This is a genomic window from Stenotrophomonas sp. KH_052, from assembly GCF_057838755.1.
Map to the genome: position 1 here is coordinate 2299995 of NZ_CM174475.1, position 16795 is coordinate 2316789.

15 protein-coding genes are annotated in these 16795 nt (G+C 60.0%); 7 read left to right on the forward strand and 8 right to left on the reverse strand.

Going from position 1 to position 16795, the window contains the following annotated elements:
* Nucleotides 1-28 precede the first annotated feature (28 nt).
* Entirely contained in the window at nt 29-508 is a 480-nt protein-coding gene (locus AC3ITW_RS10700) for a GNAT family N-acetyltransferase (protein WP_489390339.1), read from the forward strand.
* 74 nt (nt 509-582) lie between these two features.
* Here the strand turns inward: AC3ITW_RS10700 and AC3ITW_RS10705 are convergent, their stop codons facing one another.
* A complete protein-coding gene (locus AC3ITW_RS10705) occupies nt 583-1191 on the reverse strand; it encodes an FMN-dependent NADH-azoreductase (RefSeq protein ID WP_006367009.1) in 609 nt (202 codons plus the stop codon).
* Between the two features lie 306 nt (nt 1192-1497).
* On the opposite strand from AC3ITW_RS10705, the gene AC3ITW_RS10710 reads away from it, so the two are divergent.
* From AC3ITW_RS10710 to AC3ITW_RS10720, 3 genes are all read left to right on the forward strand, one after another.
* Complete coding sequence (locus AC3ITW_RS10710; protein ID WP_006367019.1) at nt 1498-1920, forward strand: DoxX family protein; 423 nt, start codon at nt 1498-1500, stop codon at nt 1918-1920.
* Nucleotides 1921-2009: 89 nt separating this feature from the next.
* Entirely contained in the window at nt 2010-2903 is an 894-nt protein-coding gene (locus AC3ITW_RS10715) for a LysR family transcriptional regulator (protein ID WP_012511031.1), read from the forward strand.
* A 166-nt stretch (nt 2904-3069) separates the two neighbouring features.
* Nucleotides 3070-3942, forward strand: a complete 873-nt coding sequence (locus tag AC3ITW_RS10720; protein ID WP_006367022.1) for a pirin family protein — start codon at nt 3070-3072, stop codon at nt 3940-3942.
* Between the two features lie 40 nt (nt 3943-3982).
* Here AC3ITW_RS10720 and AC3ITW_RS10725 read toward each other — a convergent pair whose 3' ends face one another.
* Nucleotides 3983-4831: a helix-turn-helix domain-containing protein gene (locus AC3ITW_RS10725; RefSeq protein ID WP_100434627.1), complete on the reverse strand. Its 849-nt coding sequence runs from the start codon at nt 4829-4831 to the stop codon at nt 3983-3985.
* Between the two features lie 90 nt (nt 4832-4921).
* On the opposite strand from AC3ITW_RS10725, the gene AC3ITW_RS10730 reads away from it, so the two are divergent.
* Nucleotides 4922-5365, forward strand: coding sequence for a DUF6265 family protein (locus AC3ITW_RS10730; RefSeq protein WP_489390340.1), 444 nt, complete (start codon nt 4922-4924; stop codon nt 5363-5365).
* A gap of 963 nt (nt 5366-6328) precedes the next feature.
* Here the strand turns inward: AC3ITW_RS10730 and AC3ITW_RS10735 are convergent.
* The 5 genes from AC3ITW_RS10735 to AC3ITW_RS10755 form a co-directional block, all read right to left on the reverse strand.
* Nucleotides 6329-7285 carry an FRG domain-containing protein gene (locus tag AC3ITW_RS10735; RefSeq protein WP_164171444.1) on the reverse strand — a complete coding sequence of 319 codons (957 nt, stop codon included), beginning with the start codon at nt 7283-7285 and terminating at the stop codon, nt 6329-6331.
* 2189 nt (nt 7286-9474) lie between these two features.
* Nucleotides 9475-10479, reverse strand: a complete 1005-nt coding sequence (locus AC3ITW_RS10740) for an ATP-binding protein (RefSeq protein WP_332840906.1) — start codon at nt 10477-10479, stop codon at nt 9475-9477.
* Entirely contained in the window at nt 10479-12329 is a 1851-nt protein-coding gene (locus AC3ITW_RS10745) for a hypothetical protein (protein ID WP_164171443.1), read from the reverse strand. Before AC3ITW_RS10745 ends, AC3ITW_RS10740 begins: the two co-directional genes overlap by 1 nt.
* Entirely contained in the window at nt 12326-13069 is a 744-nt protein-coding gene (locus AC3ITW_RS10750) for a hypothetical protein (protein ID WP_164171442.1), read from the reverse strand. Before AC3ITW_RS10750 ends, AC3ITW_RS10745 begins: the two co-directional genes overlap by 4 nt.
* Nucleotides 13070-13603: 534 nt before the next feature.
* The gene (locus AC3ITW_RS10755) at nt 13604-13843 is read right to left on the reverse strand and encodes a hypothetical protein (RefSeq protein WP_049399270.1); all 240 of its coding nucleotides are present in this window, start codon (nt 13841-13843) and stop codon (nt 13604-13606) included.
* Nucleotides 13844-13962: 119 nt separating this feature from the next.
* Here AC3ITW_RS10755 and AC3ITW_RS10760 point away from each other — a divergent pair, with 119 nt between their 5' ends.
* On the forward strand, nt 13963-15150 hold the full coding sequence (locus AC3ITW_RS10760) for a hypothetical protein (RefSeq protein WP_197598269.1): 1188 nt from the start codon (nt 13963-13965) through the stop codon (nt 15148-15150).
* 432 nt (nt 15151-15582) lie between these two features.
* Here AC3ITW_RS10760 and AC3ITW_RS10765 read toward each other — a convergent pair whose 3' ends face one another.
* A complete protein-coding gene (locus AC3ITW_RS10765) occupies nt 15583-15828 on the reverse strand; it encodes a helix-turn-helix domain-containing protein (RefSeq protein ID WP_017354505.1) in 246 nt (81 codons plus the stop codon).
* Nucleotides 15829-15923: 95 nt separating this feature from the next.
* Between AC3ITW_RS10765 and AC3ITW_RS10770 the strand changes: the two genes are divergently transcribed.
* The gene (locus tag AC3ITW_RS10770; protein ID WP_197598268.1) at nt 15924-16724 is read left to right on the forward strand and encodes a hypothetical protein; all 801 of its coding nucleotides are present in this window, start codon (nt 15924-15926) and stop codon (nt 16722-16724) included.
* Nucleotides 16725-16795 lie beyond the last annotated feature (71 nt).

Sequence of the window (16795 nt, forward strand, 5' to 3'; positions counted from 1 at the left end):
ATTCTCACCCCAGATCTGCAGGAGTCGCATGGAGATCCGAGCCGCCACCGCAGACGACTTCGACACCATGTGGGCGATTTTCAAGGCCGCTATTGCGACCGGGTACGCGCTGCCTTTTGGCCGCACATTCGAGGCCGAAACCTTTCGAAGCCATTGGTTCGGGCTGCAGACAGCCGATGTGGCCGTTCTGGAAGACAGGGTGGTCGGAATGTACAAGATGGGCGCCAACTTCCCGGACCTGGGTGCGCATGTGGCCAGCGCCACCTATGTGGTCGATCCTCGGGTGCAAGGTCGCGGCATTGGCCGGGCGCTGGTGGAGCACAGTCTTGATCGAGCCAGATCGGAGGGTTTTCTGGCCATGCAGTTCAATTACGTGGTCAGTACCAACACGCTGGCGGTAGCGCTGTACCGCACGCTGGGGTTTGCGGTGGTCGGGACGCTACCGGAGGCGTTCCGGCATCGGGAGCTGGGCCTGGTTGACGTGTATGTGATGCACCGGTTCCTGTAGCCAGGAATATCGCTGTCCATTGGGCCTCGATACCTGGCGTGCCGTGGCGTCATGTACCGCCACTGGCACAGATATCAGGCGAAGACGCGCTCGATGTCCTGTTGGGCGTGCTGCAGTGCCTGCGCCCGCGCGTCGTCTCCCATTGCCAGTCCCTCGGCCCGGATGAAGTGCAGGTCGGTGACGCCGAGGAAGCCAAACAGGCTGGTCAGGTAGGTTTCGTGATGGTCCATGGCCGCCCCCGGCGCATCGCCGGCATACATGCCGCCCCGGGTGGAGGCGATCAGCACGCGCTTGCCGCCTGCCAGGCCTTCAGGCCCCTGTGCGGTGTAACGGAAGGTCCTGTCGACAATCGCAATGCGGTCGATCCAGGCTTTGAGCTGGCTGGGAATGCTGAAGTTGTACATCGGCGCTCCGATGACGACGACATCCGCCTGCAGGAACGCCTCCAGATCGTTGGCGCCGAGTGCCACATCCTGCTGCAGGGTGCCGGCTTCGATGGGAGCGCCCTGAGCGGCTGCGAGGTGGGGCGGGGCGAGGTGGTCAACCGGCGCCAGGGCGAGGTCGCGGTAGGTCACGTTCACGTCGCCATGCTGCTGGCGGGCAGCTTCGATGAGCTGGGCGGTGAGCTGGCGGCTAACCGACTGCTGGCCAAGGATGCTGGAATCAATGTGCAGGAGTTTCATGCTGGTTCTCGCAGTAAAGAGAGGGACGGGCCCGGCGAAGGTCGTGCCATGGGCCACGGCCGCACTCTATTTCTGCGTGTTTCGCCCCACTAGCCGGTCGCAACGGATTTCATTCGTCCACCGATGAGGGCAATTCCGCATGGCCGTGATTCGTCCACCCATGGACGGGTGAATTCCCTTTACGTCGGCTAGTGGAGGGGCGGGTGGCCCGTCTAGAGTGCGTTCCGCTGGCAGCGAAGACGTCGTCGCCGTTCCCGCCGCTACGGTCTTCCCTCTCTTTCGAACACACTTCCAGGAAACACAGACATGTCCACTTACTCCACAACGCTTGCTGCCTCATCCTCCATCCGCGTGCTGGGTGCGATCGAGCTGCTCGGCCGCCTCCTGCTGGTCTCGTTGTTCCTGATGTCAGGTTTCGGCAAGCTCAGTGCCTATGAGGCAACAGCGGGGTACATGGCCTCGGTTGGCGTCCCCGCGCTGATGCTGCCGCTGGTGATCCTGGCGGAGATCGGTGGCGCGCTGGCGATCATTGCCGGCTGGCAGACCCGGATCGTCGCTGTGCTGCTGGCGGGCTTCACGCTGGCTACCGCCTTCCTGTTCCACAACAACGTCGCTGACCAGACGCAGATGATCATGTTCCTCAAGAATGTCTCCATTGCCGGTGCATTCCTGATGCTGGCCGCCAACGGCGCAGGCCGGTTCAGCCTGGATGCGCGCAAGACCCGATGAGGGCAGGGCGCTGCGCCGAGCGCGGCGACACCATTTGCAACACAATGCAGGGGCCTCCGTACCGGAGGTCGTCTGCATGGAGTCCGCGGGTGATCGATCTCAATGATGTGGCCCTGTTCGTACAGGTGGCCAAGGCCGGCAGCTTCGCCGAGGCCGCGCGCCGGATCGGCATGCCCTCCAATACTGCCAGCCGGCGCATCCAGCAGCTGGAAGAGCAGCTGGGTGTCCGGCTGCTGCATCGTTCCACCCGCAAGTTGACCCTGACCGATGCCGGTGAGGGCCTGTACGCGCGCAGCGTGGAGCAGATCGAAGCGCTGGCGGACGCCACCCTGGAGCTTTCCGAGGGCAGCGAGGTGCCGGTGGGAAAGGTGCGCGTCGCCGCGCCGGTGGATTTCTTCAACTGGTTCCAGCTGGAGTGGGTGCAGTCATTCCTGCAGGCCCATCCACGGGTCCGCCTGGAGTTCGTGCTCAACGATGCACGCGCCGACCTGGTTGCTGACGGCATCGATGTTGCGATCCGTGGAGGTGCAGTCACTGGACCAACACTGATCGCGCGCAAGGTGGGCAACAACCGTGCAGTGCTGGTGGCCAGCCCGGCCTACCTGGAGAGCCGCGGAGCGCCCAGTGCCTTGGAGGATCTGTCCACGCACGACTGTATCGCCGTGCCCTCGGGCTCAGGGCGCACGCAGTGGCGTTTGATGGGGCCGGATGGCCCCGCTGAGGTCGAAGTGCGCGGGCGATTCAGCGCCAACTCGGCCTTGGCCTTGACCAAGGCCTGCGTGGCCGGCATGGGCATCGCGCTGCTGACCGAGGCAATGGTGGCGCAGCCGCTGCGGGAAGGGAAGCTGGTCCAGGTGCTGCCCGACTACCGTATTGATGGGCTGGAGTTGTTCGTGGTCTACCAGAGCCGGCGACAGTTGCCACGCGCCGCCAGCGCGTTTGTCGACTTCGCCATGACCCATCTGCTGCAGGGCAACTGGTAAAACACCTGAGCTGCAGGCGCTGCCGCCTCCACGCGTGGCAGCCATTGCTCCAGCGATGGAGGAATGAAATCCGCACTGGCCGGCTATTGCCGTGCGTGCTCAGTGCCTACCTTGGACGTACGACGTCGCCGCGACGTTCGAAACCTGCTTCCAAGGAGACCACATCATGCTTGCCGTCCACACTTCCGAAACCACCACAATCTCTCCGGTCGCCTCCGTGCGCCGCATCGTGCATCGCACCCGCGGCCGAAGCCACGGGCCCATCACCCGGCTGGTGAGCCCTTCCGATCTGGGCGAGCGCCTCAAGCCGTTCGTCTTCCTCGACCTTATCGATGCCCGCGATCTTTCGCGCGCGGACTCCCCTGCGCTTGGCCTGCATCCGCACTCGGGCATCGCCACGCTCACCTGGCTACTGGAAGGGGCGGTCGACTATGAAGACGACCAGGGGCGCGAGGGCAGCATCGAGGCCGGCTGGATGGAGTGGATGCAGGCCGGCAATGGTGCCTGGCACGGCGGCGGATTCGGCGATTCCGATCGGCTGCGCGGCTTCCAGTTGTGGCTCGCGTTGCCACCTGCACTGGAGCTGGCTGCACCTTTCAGCCGCTACTTCGGCCCCGAGCAGATCCGCAGCGAAGGCCCGGTGACCGTACTGCTGGGAGCGTACGGCGCGGCTCGCAGCCCCATCGATGCACCGGCACCGATCAACTATTTCTCGGTGAAACTGCGGGCGGGAGAATCGTGGCGGTTCGAACCGCCGCCCGGGCATGACGTGGCCTGGGCCGCCGTGAGCGTGGGCTCGTTGCGTGTGCCCGAAGCGATCGGTGCAGGTGAACTGGTGGTCTTCGAGGAAGGCGGTCAGGAGGTCGCGTTCTTCGCCCGCGAGGACACCGAGTTCGTGTTCGGTACCGCAGCACGGCATCCGTATCCGCTGGCAACAGGCTATTACTCGGTCCATACCAGCCCGCAGGCGCTGGAGGCGGGTGAGGCGCGGATCCGCGAGCTGGGGAAACAGATCCGGGCGGCGGGAAGCGCTGGCTGATGGATTCTGTACTGGAGCAGGGCAGGAGGGTGGGGCCCGCCTATCGTGAGTGACCGCTACTGCTTCCGCGCACGAAGGCGGCAGCCAACCGCAGTGCATCGTCGCTGCCACGATCGCCACGCAGGGCATTCGCCAGCCGGCCGGGCGTGACCCCGGTCCAGCGGACAAGGTCATGCGTGGCATGGGCCTGGTCGCTGTAGCCATGGCGTGCGGCTGCAGTGGCAATGCTGGTGGCTTCTCCATCCAGGGTTTGCAGAATCGCCTGCAGACGGCACACACGGGCGTACTCCTTCGGGGGCATGCCCACCGCGGCCAGAAAGCGGGATTGCAGGCCGCGCAGGGACATGCCAAGCCGTCGCGCCAGTTCGGCGATGCGCAGATCGCCCTCCATTGCATCCAGCTGCGCAACGGCCTGTTCGACGCGTTCGTCCAGGACGAAGCTGGCACAACGATCCCGCAGGACCTGCCAGAGGGGCTCGGGCGTGCTGGCAGCCGCGCTGGCGCGTGCGGCTGCACTGAACGTCTCGGCAAAGGAAGCATCCAGCGTGTACAGGTCCGGAGCCTGGTCACGAAGGCCGGGCAAGCGGGCACCGGCGATCAAGGCGCTCGCGGCCGGCTGCAGCCGCACGCCGATGCAGAACACCGCACCAGCGGCCTGCAAACGGATTGGCCCTGACTGCTGTGCCGCGAAACAGAACGGTAGATCGGAACGGATACGGCCATCTGCGCCATGCAGCTGCAAGGGTATGCCAAGCTCTGCCAGCAGCTCGCAGCGGCCATCGGGATAGATGACCTGCACGTCATTCCCGGGTGCGTCGTCCTGCAGCCACCAGATGCACTGGACGTGACGGCGGAGGTCGTCGGGGGCAGGGTGCTCGCGGTAGTCCATGCGGCATCGGACGCCATCCTGCGTGTTTTTACAAGCGCCCTCGGTGGCCGTGCCGCTAGCCTGCAGCCAACCCATCCAGGAGGTCAGGACATGTTGAAGTCGAAGGTGGCGGTGCTGGGCGCGGGCCTGGCGTTGGGAAGTGGCGCGGCTATGGCCGCACCGGCCGAGTTCGACTGGCTGGCCGGGCATTGGTGTGGCGGTACCGAAGAGCGCAGGCTTGATGAGGTCTGGCTGCCCGAGGCCGGCGGCGCCTTGCTTGGCATGTCGCGCACGCTGAGTCATGGTGATATGGAGTCATTCGAGTACATGCGCCTGGTGCCGGCAGGCAAAGCGGCTGGCCTGCATGTGCAGCCCAATGGCGTGGCGCCGACGACATTCGTCATTGCCGACCATGGCGCAAACTGGGTGGTGTTCGAGAACCCGCAGAACGACTTCCCGAAGCGCATCGAGTACCGGCGTGATGGTGTTGCACGCTTGGAGTTTATCAATCCTATCTTGTTGATTCGTAAGGGCGGGGTCCTCGAGATGCACTAAGATGGCGCATGGATCACTGCTAGCAAGTTGGACATTGAGCAATGCTCTGCAATGAATTTGGTGCATTGCCAATGCAGTGCGCCAAATTTGAAGCAATGCCAATGTAACGCGACGCTATTCCTGGGCCGGAGCGGGCTCCTGCCCTCTGACGTAGTACACGGATGTCCAGCCAGTTCTGAGCTCTGCCTGCGGTTCAGGTTGGACATTGGTGCGAGCGCGTCGCTATGGTGTGGATGCGTGGCTTCGCACATTCTCAATTGAGATCGAGAGCCTTAAAGAGAGATGCTCGATCCACGTCGTTAGCTACTCGAGAGCGTCGCTACCTCGAATCGCCTCTCGGGGGAACGCCCCTCTGGCCTCGATCGCTTCCCTTGTGACTTCAACATCTGAAGCGAAGACAACCACCGCTAGGTCTTTCGTTGCGCGCTAGCAGCAGAAGTGGAGCAGTCTGCGGGTTCGATCAAGGACTGGTTCGCTCCCAGCAGCGATGTTCTCATCGTCAGTTCGCGACAACTGCGTGTATCCGAGATACTTCTCGTAAGAGTGCTGCAGACAGTTGGCTTCCTCGTCGTCAATCACAACCAGCACGCGCTCGAACTGAGCGCCTTTATCGCCATGATGAGTAAGAAAGGGAGACTCTTCCGCCAGGTATCGTCGGTAGTTCCACAGATTCTGTACTCGGCAGAATATGAGCGCCCGGACGTTCCGGTATCCGCCGCTTTCATCGCCCCCGCCTCATCGCCGAGATGGACATCGAGGCGATCCTCAAGTTAAATCAACTCACTGTCTCGTATGTGCCTTAGCGCCGGGAGAATCGTTGCCTGCGAACCTTCGGCAAGCAATTTCACGAGCGTTTGAACTGCAAGTTGCAATTCTCCAAGGACTTCGAAAGCGTTCTGCCCGCTCAAAGCGCGACCGTGGTCGCGCCGACATCGCCCCTTGCTGAGGTCGCAGAAGCCGCACTTAGCTCGCGCGCTCCGACAAGCTCGCCAGATAGACTCTGCGCTCCTGACCGAAGGCCCGGAGCTCGTTCTCCTTCACCTCGCGTGCGACACCGTCCAGGTCCGGGAAGACGAAGGACGGGGTGATCCCGAGGATGTGTAGTTCTTGGCGAATTCTGATCGCCGCATCATTAGGGATTAGGATCTTGGTGATTAGAGGCCGCGTGACTGTGTAGTAATCGAGTGGCTCCAAATTTGAACCGTGTAGTGAAAATAGGCCGGCCTGCGCGCGAATTCGTGGCGAGATTTGCGGCGCTAGAATGCAGAGTGGGGCGTACGTGCTCATCTCGCTTGCGCTACTCATAGGCCTCGTGTACGGATGCCAAGTTTCGTAATCCTGCGCCACATCCACAGGCGTGGTCACGTCCACATGCAGTTCTGCATTGATCCTTTCCGGGTTCATCAGAAACACGGCCGCAGAGTTTCTGTCAAATTCTTGGACGGAGTCATCTGGATCGCTCGAGACGGATTGACTTGGCGCTGCGCTCCGAACTCCATCGACTGCAAAATAGAGCGCAACCAGAGCGTTCGTGGTCCAGTCGAGTAGGCGGGTAGGGACCCCATGGTGCTGCATAAGGAACAGCCATTCGAAGTCATTGCGCGGTACGCTTGTTATAAATGGGAGCGCTCTCCGCTTAAAATCTTCAAGCATCCGCTCAGGATTTGGCCCGGTGTCTATGACGCCACTGGCTTGGAAGGTCTCGTTGCCTACCAGTGCCTGTCCTCGCGGTCCAATCAGGGGAATAGTTTCCCGCAAGACAGACGGCAATAGCCTGTGGGCTGCCTGAGACTGTCCTCGCATCCAGACGGGACCATCTTCGTTCTGAACTATAGCCCGCACCTGCTCGACGTAGGCAGATACGCTCTCAACCTTGATCAGAGTCGGGCCTTTTGCGACGCCTGAATTCCCTTCTTTCATACTATCTCCATTGTAAAAATAATTTGCCCCCATTGGCTTGAGGGCCTTTAGCCCACGGCCGCCGTACTCAACAGCCCTTGGACATTCAGCTTGATTCTATGCCCCTCCCGCAGCCCCATCAATCAGAACTTCCAAGTGCGAGCTCACTACTTCGGCGACGAATTTCGTCCTTTAGGTCAGCCCCGCTTCGCGGTGCGGGTGGGACGCGGAATAGGGGGGGGGAGGGCTGAGATCGAGCATGCATCGCGCTGGCTCGCTGACACCGAGTGTTGCACAAGTCGGGCGCGTGACGCCCCAAGTTGAAGCATCTGTAAATTGTGCCAAGAAAGTGACCTCACTGAGTCCGCCTCGACCTAGTCACGAGACGGGTGAAATCCAGAGGCGTCTTCCGAAAGCAGGCTTCCTGCGCGACTGCGCGACTGCAGGCCTGACGCCCTGGGCCATCGCGCAAGCGCGCGGCGGGTCGTCCTCGGTAATCCTGAGCAAATTGGCGGCGATGGTTCGATGAGTCCACGCAAGAGTATTCTCAGCGGCCAGTCGCCGCCTCAGTTTCAAGTCTTGCTCGACCGAATACCGGCGCTCAGCATGGATTTCTGGTCAACGAGATTCCATCTTCCGGCCCTAGGCGAGGGGGAGGGGTGGATAGATGGGGCCGATTCGATCGGGGAGGTCATCGACGTCAAGCCGGCGCGTGCCCAGAAGGTCGCTACTGGGTGCTGTAAGGTCGAGAGCCCGGCAGAGTGGCCCCCAACCCATCGGGGAGACTTGGGCAGGCCGAGGGCTGGCACCCAAAGCCTTCACGACGCGGGCCAAGTCGGTCGACGGCAAGGCTAGGGCGCTGGCCCATCCAGGGGGGGGGGGCAAGTTCCCATCTGTCCATTTCCAGGCGCAAACAGGCGGCTTCACCATCTCGGCAGCGGAGCCGCGCGTCAGAAATCTAGGGAAGGGTGATCGATGCCTTTGCTCAGGGTTGTGCTATCCGAACGCCACGCGCAATTCAGGTGGATGGCTCGTGTGCAAAATTGCAATAGGAGCGGGCGATCTATAGCGCTCCGGAAGCGCGCTCAAGTTGCCCTCATGCTCCGAGAGGAGAATGCCCTCCGCGTAGCCCTGGGCGAGCACCGCCAATCTCACTCGTAGATCGAATTCCGCGTTGCCCACCAGTCGTGGGCTGGAATGGCTGAACTTGTCCAAGAGCTCATCTACGAAGCTCAAGTGGTTGGGGTGAATACCTCGATAGCGCCCACCTGACCTCGTCGCGGCGTAGCTGCTCCATCCATCCGGAGCCGGCTGATCCTGAGCTCCGGCGATTCGCTCACCTTGATGGCTAAAGGACTGATCTGATCGACCTCGTCGGGAACCTTTGGCCGCATTCTGGTCAATGTGACGGAGGATTGGGTCTGAGTCGTCCTCAAGGTCCGTATGGCTTGCGCGTCGTGCTGTGTCTGCGCCTGCTGGTGGTGATTGTTGGTCTAGGTGTGTCGTGAGTCTGTACCTTTTAGCGTTGCAGACCCTCCTGGCCTGGCGTAGCGCCAGGCCAGGAGGGAGGTCCACAAGGCTGGAAATCCTGCTGGGATCAATGTGCGTTCCTGGAGTTACGATCAGCCGACTTGTACGCCTTTGCTCCGCGCACCAGTTGAGGTAGGCCTGTAAGTACGCCGCAGCAGTGGGGTGGGGCTGCCTCTGCAAGGCGGAAGCTGACTCATTCATAAGGTCAAAGCCGCACGCACAGGTGAGCAACTTCGTGGGCGTGCCGGCGACTGTCACCGGAAATCCATTGCATCGTGGGCAATTCTGGCGCAGGCGAACGCCATGCCAAGGACACGTGGAAATCCAGGGCAGCTGATGCAGTGTGGTGTGATACCCGAGTCTGATGCATGGAAGGCAGTACCTCAACCTGAGATGGGAGGGCAGTCTCGGGTCGTCAGTCATGAACGGATACCACGCCGCTAAGTCCCACTCGGGCGGAGTCTCGATCCCAAGGGTTGTAGAGAGCGCCTCTTGTTGTACTTGCGAGGTCGTCAGGCTCAAGAGCAGGTTGATGTGTCTGTTTGGCTTGATTCCGAGGAGCTGTGAGTACTCCGTGACCCGCCTGGCCTGGTTCAGTCGCGATAGCCTCGCGACGCAGCCAAATGCCGATTGGTATGGAACAAGTCGGAGATTGCCTCCGACCAGCTGAGCGCCGCTCCTCATTTGCCTACGGCCCTATTTCTTGAGCTTTCGAAGCCGGCGTATGCGCTGCGCAGGAGAGCTTCATCAATGTGCTGGGTAGTAAGCCCTTCGAAATCGTTGCGCCCAGCAGCGATCTTGGTGAGTAGGTGGTAGACAAACTGGTTGAAGGAGGCCATGAGCCAATCCTTGGGAACGGGATAGTTGCCTTGATTGGCAAGGTTCTCAATTCGTTCGCGTATCGCTTCGGTCTCCTTCTCAAGGCGCCAGCCAACGCTGTAAGCATAGGGTGCGAATGCTTCGGTGTAGGTCTTTCCTCCCTCGTCCGGCCACCTCATAACTTGGTCAAGCTGGCGAAATGCCAAGGCGACGTCACATGCGTCCTGCACGTCAGCGTCCTCCGTCGGGATGTCCCAGAGAAGCCCGGTAAAAGGATGGCTGTCGACAAAGAATCGGCCATACAGATGTGGCGGCGCCAGTTGACTAAGATCGTCTGCGCCTCCAATCACGCTGTTGCTCTGGTGGATGAAGAGAAAAAACGGTTGCACTGATGATCCGAGGAAGTGGTTCTGAAGCTTTGCAAGGTGGGCATAGTCCTTGAGCGTGAGCTGCTCAGCCGTATCGATCGCAATCACGACCACGTCGGCCGATGCTCTAGCGGCTTCCTGCTCAATTGCCCGGATGATCCTGAGGAGGAGATCCTGTGGGCTGGCTACGGTTGTTGCCCTCATACCCAGTCCAAGGATGACCTCGCGGAAGAAGTTGCCTTCGCTAGGGGTAGTCGGTTTTCCGACGACCATCCGGAGGAATCCAATAGGAAATGGTCGCCAAGAAGTGGTGGTTTCAAGTATTCGCGTGGCAGTTGACTTCCCGCACCGGCCATCGCCAATGATCCTCAGGCTCGGCCGCCCGTACTCCAGGCACGTGGCGAAGCCAGATGCCATTCGCAGTAAGGGGAGAGTCTGGATATTGGGGCGATGTCGCGCGTGCATTGGGTGGTTCTCAAGGCTCGCCGGGGCCTTCATCAGCGGAGCCTCGTGTTGAACGTGGCCCTGCGGATTCCCATCAGTGGAGAGCCTTGCCCCTGACTGTTGGTCGTGGAAGGTGGCTTGGGCACATCGCCAGCTGCCATGAGCGAGGCGCTGTCCCTGACGCCAGCGGCCGCCGATCGGACGGCTGCGTGATAGGCCTCAATGTTGTCGGCTACACAGTAGTTACCGGGCTCCCGTGACGCGTCGCTCTTCGCCCAGCGTGCCGCGCGCTTCCTGATCGACAGCGTGTGGGCCACGCTCGCATATGGGGCGAGAGCGTGAAGTGTGAGTACACGCTTACCGCCTCTCCAGAGGGTCAGCTTGCGAATGTCTCGCCAGTCTTCGTAGGTAGCGTCAAATGACTGCCCAATCAGGTGCCACTGTCCAGACAGTGTTGGTGACCTGTACCTTGCGTGGTCGAGATAGACGAGGGGAGGTACACCACTCCTTCTGGAGCCTCTGATGGTCACCTTCATCCGCCTAACGGTCATGTTTCTCACGTCATCTTCGGTGCCAGGTGCATGCCACACCCACTCCCCGGATGCCAGATGCTCATCAATGATTCGCTTGGGCGACCTGGGTTCGCGAGTGGACCGGCTCGTCACATTGTGCGAGGTAACATAGGTGTCAATGAGGTCTTTCAAGACCTCCACGAGGATGGGGTGGTCTTTCCCGTCAAGCTTTGTAGTGACTTGACGCTCATTCACTTGCGTTGCGGGAGCAAAGCCGCCGGCGATGTGGCGCAGCAGGCCATTCTCAATCTTCTTGAATAGAGCCTCGATGTAGGGGCGACCTTCGCCCATCCCGGATCGTCCAAAGTGCAGGATTCCCTTGTGATGATCAATGAGATTTCGGACTGTCATCTTGGCGTGATGGGATGAGTCGTTGTCCATTGCGATCATTGCGCTTCTCATCACTACCTCATCCACTAGGTAGATCGACGGCATCCATGCACTAGTCGAGTAGCTCAAGTTCGACGTGCTCAGATCCCTTGGTTGCCAGGGGCTCATGATCTTCGCGAACAGGCTGACTACATCGTGTTGCTCGTACTTCCGGCCAAGCACCATTTCCCATCCAAGGATGGCGCCACTCCCGACATCAACAACTGCCAGTAGCCAGATCCGACTAATCTTCTCTAGCCGGAATGAGCCGTCCGCCATCGGCATGGCCAGCCATGCGTCGATGTCGACGGAATGCTCGTCGTACTCAACTCGATCAAATGGCCGAATGCTGAGTAGGTTCTCGATTCGGGTGGAAGTAGGCTCATCCGCAGCCAAGAGCATCTCATTTTCGCTCTTTGTGCCTCGTATGCGCTTTATGAGGGAGGTCAGTGCTCGTCTTCCCTTGTCACGGATGTTGAGCGGATACATGGCCTGAAAGCCCTTCCCAGTCAGCACCTTCACGAACTGGGAATGCAGCCTGTCGAACGCGGGGCTCCTTTTGGACTGTGTTGGCAAGGCACCCTTGAATCTTGCGACTGCATCGCCGAGTTCGGGGATCGCTTGCAGGACAGCATCTATGGCGAACGGATGTGAACTATCGGGGACGACCGAGTTGTTGCGATCTGACACGCTGAATCGCGCATAGGGAATGCAGGCTCGGTATCCGACTCGATGACCGCTCTCGTCGAAGAGCAGTGCGGTCCGGATCATTCGAGAGAGGGTATTTCGCGGCACGCCCCATCGAAGGGCTGCGTCGACCAAGGTTGCCCCATCAAGGACGCTGGTGAGTGCGGACAGGCGGGCTTGAAATTCCGACTGTTGATCAGCTGGAAGTACGATCCCATTTGGCCTTGGAGTTGCCCGGATCGACTCGAGGTCGACGGCATTGAACTTGGAACTCATGGGTCGGCCCTCCAGATCCTTGATCGCCCCGTCATTCGAGGAAATGCATCGGTCGCCAGAAATCCGACGTGAAGCAACTCAGCCACGACCCCCTGAATGTGAGTTCGAGGGTGGTGCCTGAGCTCATGGATGAGTTCATCTGCACTGATGCTGCCGCTTCGCTCGATGGTCGCGGCGATTTCCTGTCGCAACGCCAGGCTGCTCCCCAGATCCTTGGCTGACTGGCAGAACCCGAGCAGTTGGTAGCAGAGCTCATTCCTGCCGCCGGGCGCCTTGAGTTCGTCCTCCGTGATTAGCCACAAAGAGATGCCTGCATCCTTGGCTGCTGAACGAAGCCGGTCCAGCTCGCGAGGACGACGCTTGCCATCCACGCCGGGTACTGTCTGCGAATTCGGAATGACGTTTGCATAGATCTCCTGGCCTCCGCGCCTCTGAAACCAGAAATGGAGTTCCATGCTGTCAAGTCCTACCGGGATGGACCGAGGCCTCTCGGTCACGGCCGCCACTGATGGATCAAACTCCAATTGCAGTCGAAGCGCGAGTTGCAGGGGGCCGTGTACGGTAACCGTCCGGTTCTCTTTCGGGCTAAAGAAGGTGAAGATGTCCCCCCTCTTGATCTGGCCAGCGGTGAGTTCACGGGGGGCCAGCGGTCGATCCGTCCCATTGTGGAGCGGGTCGGAGGCGCGTGCAGACGCTACGCCTTGGAACGGGCTCACGGGATTGGTCGCGTGGTTGCTCATGCTGCCTCCTTGTGGATAACTGCAGTTCGCATGGTCGAGGAGTGGCGCTGCGCAATCGCGATTGAGGGATGACTCAATGCATGGGCAGCTGAGTGTTGGATCTTCATCGATCGACTTCCCGGTTGGCCTCGGAGAATGAGGCTCGGTACTGGCGGCAATGGCCAGCAGGGTCATTGGGGATTTCGGGCATGGGGCGCCGTGCCGATTGCCATACGATGGCAGTCGGAGCGCGCAGATGCCCGCTCAAGCAGCTTTGCCGCTTGACACGAAGTCGGAATTGCGGGAGCCTACATTCGTTATCGTAGAGCTTCACCCCCTCTCGCTCCGGCGAGAGGCTATCGCCCCCGTTGCTGCGGGGGCGATTTCATTTCCGGGGTCGGAGATTTGATGGGCTGGGGGGCTAAATGCCTCCTTCGAAGCTGGAGTTTTGGCGTCAAGCCGTGTTCAGGGGCGCACTGTGCGCCCAGGTGAGTTTCAGCAGATCAGAAGTGGTGCGGGCCTTTTGGCTTCGGCCTCAGCTCGCGTGCTCAGGAATTACAGCGAGTTCAGCCACTCAGCGACATCTCGCGTTTTGGCGAACAACCCCCGCCGACCTGGCAGCGGAAAGGTGCGAACCGGCAAAAGTTCACGCTGGACGGCTCGGCCGAAGGTGCGGCCGTTTGGAAAGCCAAGGTTCCGCTGGAGGTCGCTGCCGCCCATGAGCTCCCCATGCCGCTCTAGCAGCTCGCGACTGAGTTCGGTGGAGACTGCTGCTTCTGGATTCTGGATAGGCATGACGCAACTCCTAGCTACCGTTGGGCCCCATCATGCACAATTGCAGCCAGTTCTAGGGGATTCTTTAGTCCCGCTTCAGAAGATCCATAAGTATGCCTCGTGGCAAGATTCCAACAGACGTGGCGCTGGTCGTCCGCAATAGCGTGTGGGCCTGCGTTGTGCGAAGGCTGCATGGCGATCGACTGACCTGGGATGATCTTGATCAGTTGCTCTTGCCTAGAGTTGGGCTCGATATACACGCGCAAGCGGCCAACGGTCGTCCCCGATCCTTCTACCGGTTCTTCAGCAAGGGGCATCATCCAGGGAAGCTACGCGGTCCTGGTGGATACTTGATTGACTCGGTGCATGGGGATCCAGCGTTCGCGGCTGCAAAGGAGGCCTTCGAGCATCCGATCTGGATGATCTGCAGCACAGAGGCTCCCACTGCGGAGCAATTGCGGGGCGTACGTCGATCACTAATGGAGCGTCTTGGGCTACTGATGCCGTCCATCACCGAACGCCTGGTGGCTTCTCATCACAATCTCCCTGGCCTCAGCAGCTATGCGCCAAGTCGGGTAGATGCCTTGGAGTCCATGTTCAACGTGGCCGAAGGTGGCTCCTTGGACGCGATAGGCCTGTGTGCGTGTAACTATCTGTTAGCTATAGACAGCGGTAGGCTCGAGACCGCAGTAGATGTCCGGGATGCACTACGCTGGGCAATTATTCGTTTTTGTGCTGTTTGGGGATTGCGCCCCGACGCATGCACGGCAATCCAGCTGTTGATGGAGCAGCGAGTGGTCAGGCTTCGTAGGGGATCGCTCTTGCCAAAGGATGTTGGGTTTCCACTTGGCAATACGGATTCCAGCGCGTTTAGTAGCAATTCGGCGAAGGGGGTATTCTTCGCAGATGACTATCCGTGCATGCTTCCGGTGACTCCTCGCACAGGTGGGGTGGATACATTCTTCGCCCAGTTTCACTCGCACTATCTTGCTTTCGTGAATGATCTGACAAGGCAAGGAGCATTCGCGCAGCTGGCTGGGACTGAGCTCGGCGGATCTTTGCCGACTCAAGACGCAATTGACGACCTGTTTCTTGGGCTGCTGGACGTGCCGGAGGATGTTTGTCACGGCGAGGTTGCAACTCTCAAGCAGTTTGCGCCAATCAGTCCGGTAGCGGCATGCGTGGCGGAAGTCCTGCCCACTTCTAGCATCGGAAGCTCGCCCTACACCCGCATCAAGCCTCTGGGCGCAGTGCTTCTGAAGTTCATGCGTTCTGTCGACATGCTGGTTGACGTTGAGCATCCGCGTCCCATGGTTGATGAGCCGTGAGATGCGCCTCCAGGATCTTTCGTTATCTTGAAGTGGCGTCAACAAGGGAGAGGTATCAACGCTAGCCGCGGGGTGGAGGTCAGTGTTCTTGCGGGGAGATGCGCATGCTGGTTCTGCAATGCATGCCGAGCCTTTTAAGCTATGGCCAGTACAAAGAGATCGCCCCAGAAGGATTTCCTTGAAGCGCTGAATCTCTTATTACGAAGGAATCGTCAGTCAAGCGCGCCGACAGGGCTTATGAATGCTCTCCCCGCTAGCTCGGATAGTGCGCTGGAGGCCACCACTTGACCAGCCAGTCCTGTATAGCCAGAACTGGTAAGAAGCCATTTGCTCAAAGTGGTCGCATGCTCGTTGGGCGGGAGAGTGGGGTGGGCACTAGGTGTGAGCCTAGCGGTACGCATCTGAAGAAGACTGAGCCTTAGCTCAGTAAAGTCAGTCTTTGAGTCGCTTCTCAAAGTCGGCAATGAGCTTGCCCAGGGATAGGCCTGTCAGGCGCGCTATGTCCCTAAGCTCCACGACGTCAACCCTGCGCTTCCCTGTCTCAACATCGCTAATGAACGACTGGCTGCGCCCCAGCTTGCTGGACACTTGTACTTGGGTAAGGCCAGCAGCCAAGCGCGCGTCTCTGACGGTCTCAATCAGGGCGGCGTATTCCTTGCGATGGATTGTCTTGGCCACGGCCGCACCCTGGTTGAGCGGCTTCAGAAGCTATATCCAGTTCTCCGATATCTAAAAACCAGATATCCTGTGCTTCTCATTGACAGGGGAAGGGCATGATCAAAGAACAATGTCGACGCGACGCAGCTGGCTGGGGCAGGCAGGGCTTGCTGCTTGCTCTGACGGTCCTAGTTGCCGCCTGCGGCGGTCCAGTAGACAGGAAGATGGTCACTGACGGCACGCAGGAGCAATACCGAGCGTCGATTGACGCAATCGACGCCGAGCTGAGTGCCCATGAGCGGGATGCCTTCAACTGGGCCGTTGCCGGCCTTGATCTGGCTGAGCTGAACAAGGCCTACCCGAATGCATCTATAAGACAGGTGGTTAGGGGGCACATCAAGCAGATTAGGGATGCCCATCCAAAAGAAATTCTTGCTCTGCAGGAGCAGGCCAACGCGCAGCGGCCGACGATCACCGAACTAGAAAGAGTGCGTGCGAGTGGCGCAACGTTACGGATCGAGGACAGCTTCTTTGGCCCGAAGCCGGTCATTGAGGCGCGAATTGCGAATAGCTCAACTTTGGCGCTCAGCCAGGCCAGCTGGGCGGCGACGCTCTACATCAATGGCGAAGCTCAGCCCACGGCAAAGTCGCGGGTGCACAGCGACTTCCGATCGATTGATGGCCTCAAGCCGAACCACGACGTCACGGCGCGCTTCAACGTTGGCTTCGTAAAAGGTGATGATGCGTGGTCGACACTGGCAATTCGACAAACGTCTTCAACGCGAGTCGAGCTCGAACTAATTCCTCAGACGGCTTTGGACTTCAATGACAAGCCCTACATAGCTGCCAACTATAGGGAAAAGATCCAGTCTCTGGAGAATCAGCTTAAGCAAGCCGAGAAGTTCTCAGATATCTGACTCATTGGCGTTCCGCAACTGCGTCCGATGATCAAGCGCAGCGCGGAACGCTCCAGATCCAAGTGTCCAAC

Coding starts and splice junctions, on each gene's coding strand:
- AC3ITW_RS10700 (WP_489390339.1), top strand. CDS start 29: ATGGAGATCCGAGCCGCCACCGCAGACGACTTCGACACCATGTGGGCG.
- AC3ITW_RS10705 (WP_006367009.1), bottom strand. CDS start 1,191: ATGAAACTCCTGCACATTGATTCCAGCATCCTTGGCCAGCAGTCGGTT.
- AC3ITW_RS10710 (WP_006367019.1), top strand. CDS start 1,498: ATGTCCACTTACTCCACAACGCTTGCTGCCTCATCCTCCATCCGCGTG.
- AC3ITW_RS10720 (WP_006367022.1), top strand. CDS start 3,070: ATGCTTGCCGTCCACACTTCCGAAACCACCACAATCTCTCCGGTCGCC.
- AC3ITW_RS10725 (WP_100434627.1), bottom strand. CDS start 4,831: ATGGACTACCGCGAGCACCCTGCCCCCGACGACCTCCGCCGTCACGTC.
- AC3ITW_RS10730 (WP_489390340.1), top strand. CDS start 4,922: ATGTTGAAGTCGAAGGTGGCGGTGCTGGGCGCGGGCCTGGCGTTGGGA.
- AC3ITW_RS10735 (WP_164171444.1), bottom strand. CDS start 7,285: ATGAAAGAAGGGAATTCAGGCGTCGCAAAAGGCCCGACTCTGATCAAG.
- AC3ITW_RS10740 (WP_332840906.1), bottom strand. CDS start 10,479: ATGAAGGCCCCGGCGAGCCTTGAGAACCACCCAATGCACGCGCGACAT.
- AC3ITW_RS10745 (WP_164171443.1), bottom strand. CDS start 12,329: ATGAGTTCCAAGTTCAATGCCGTCGACCTCGAGTCGATCCGGGCAACT.
- AC3ITW_RS10750 (WP_164171442.1), bottom strand. CDS start 13,069: ATGAGCAACCACGCGACCAATCCCGTGAGCCCGTTCCAAGGCGTAGCG.
- AC3ITW_RS10755 (WP_049399270.1), bottom strand. CDS start 13,843: ATGCCTATCCAGAATCCAGAAGCAGCAGTCTCCACCGAACTCAGTCGC.
- AC3ITW_RS10770 (WP_197598268.1), top strand. CDS start 15,924: ATGATCAAAGAACAATGTCGACGCGACGCAGCTGGCTGGGGCAGGCAG.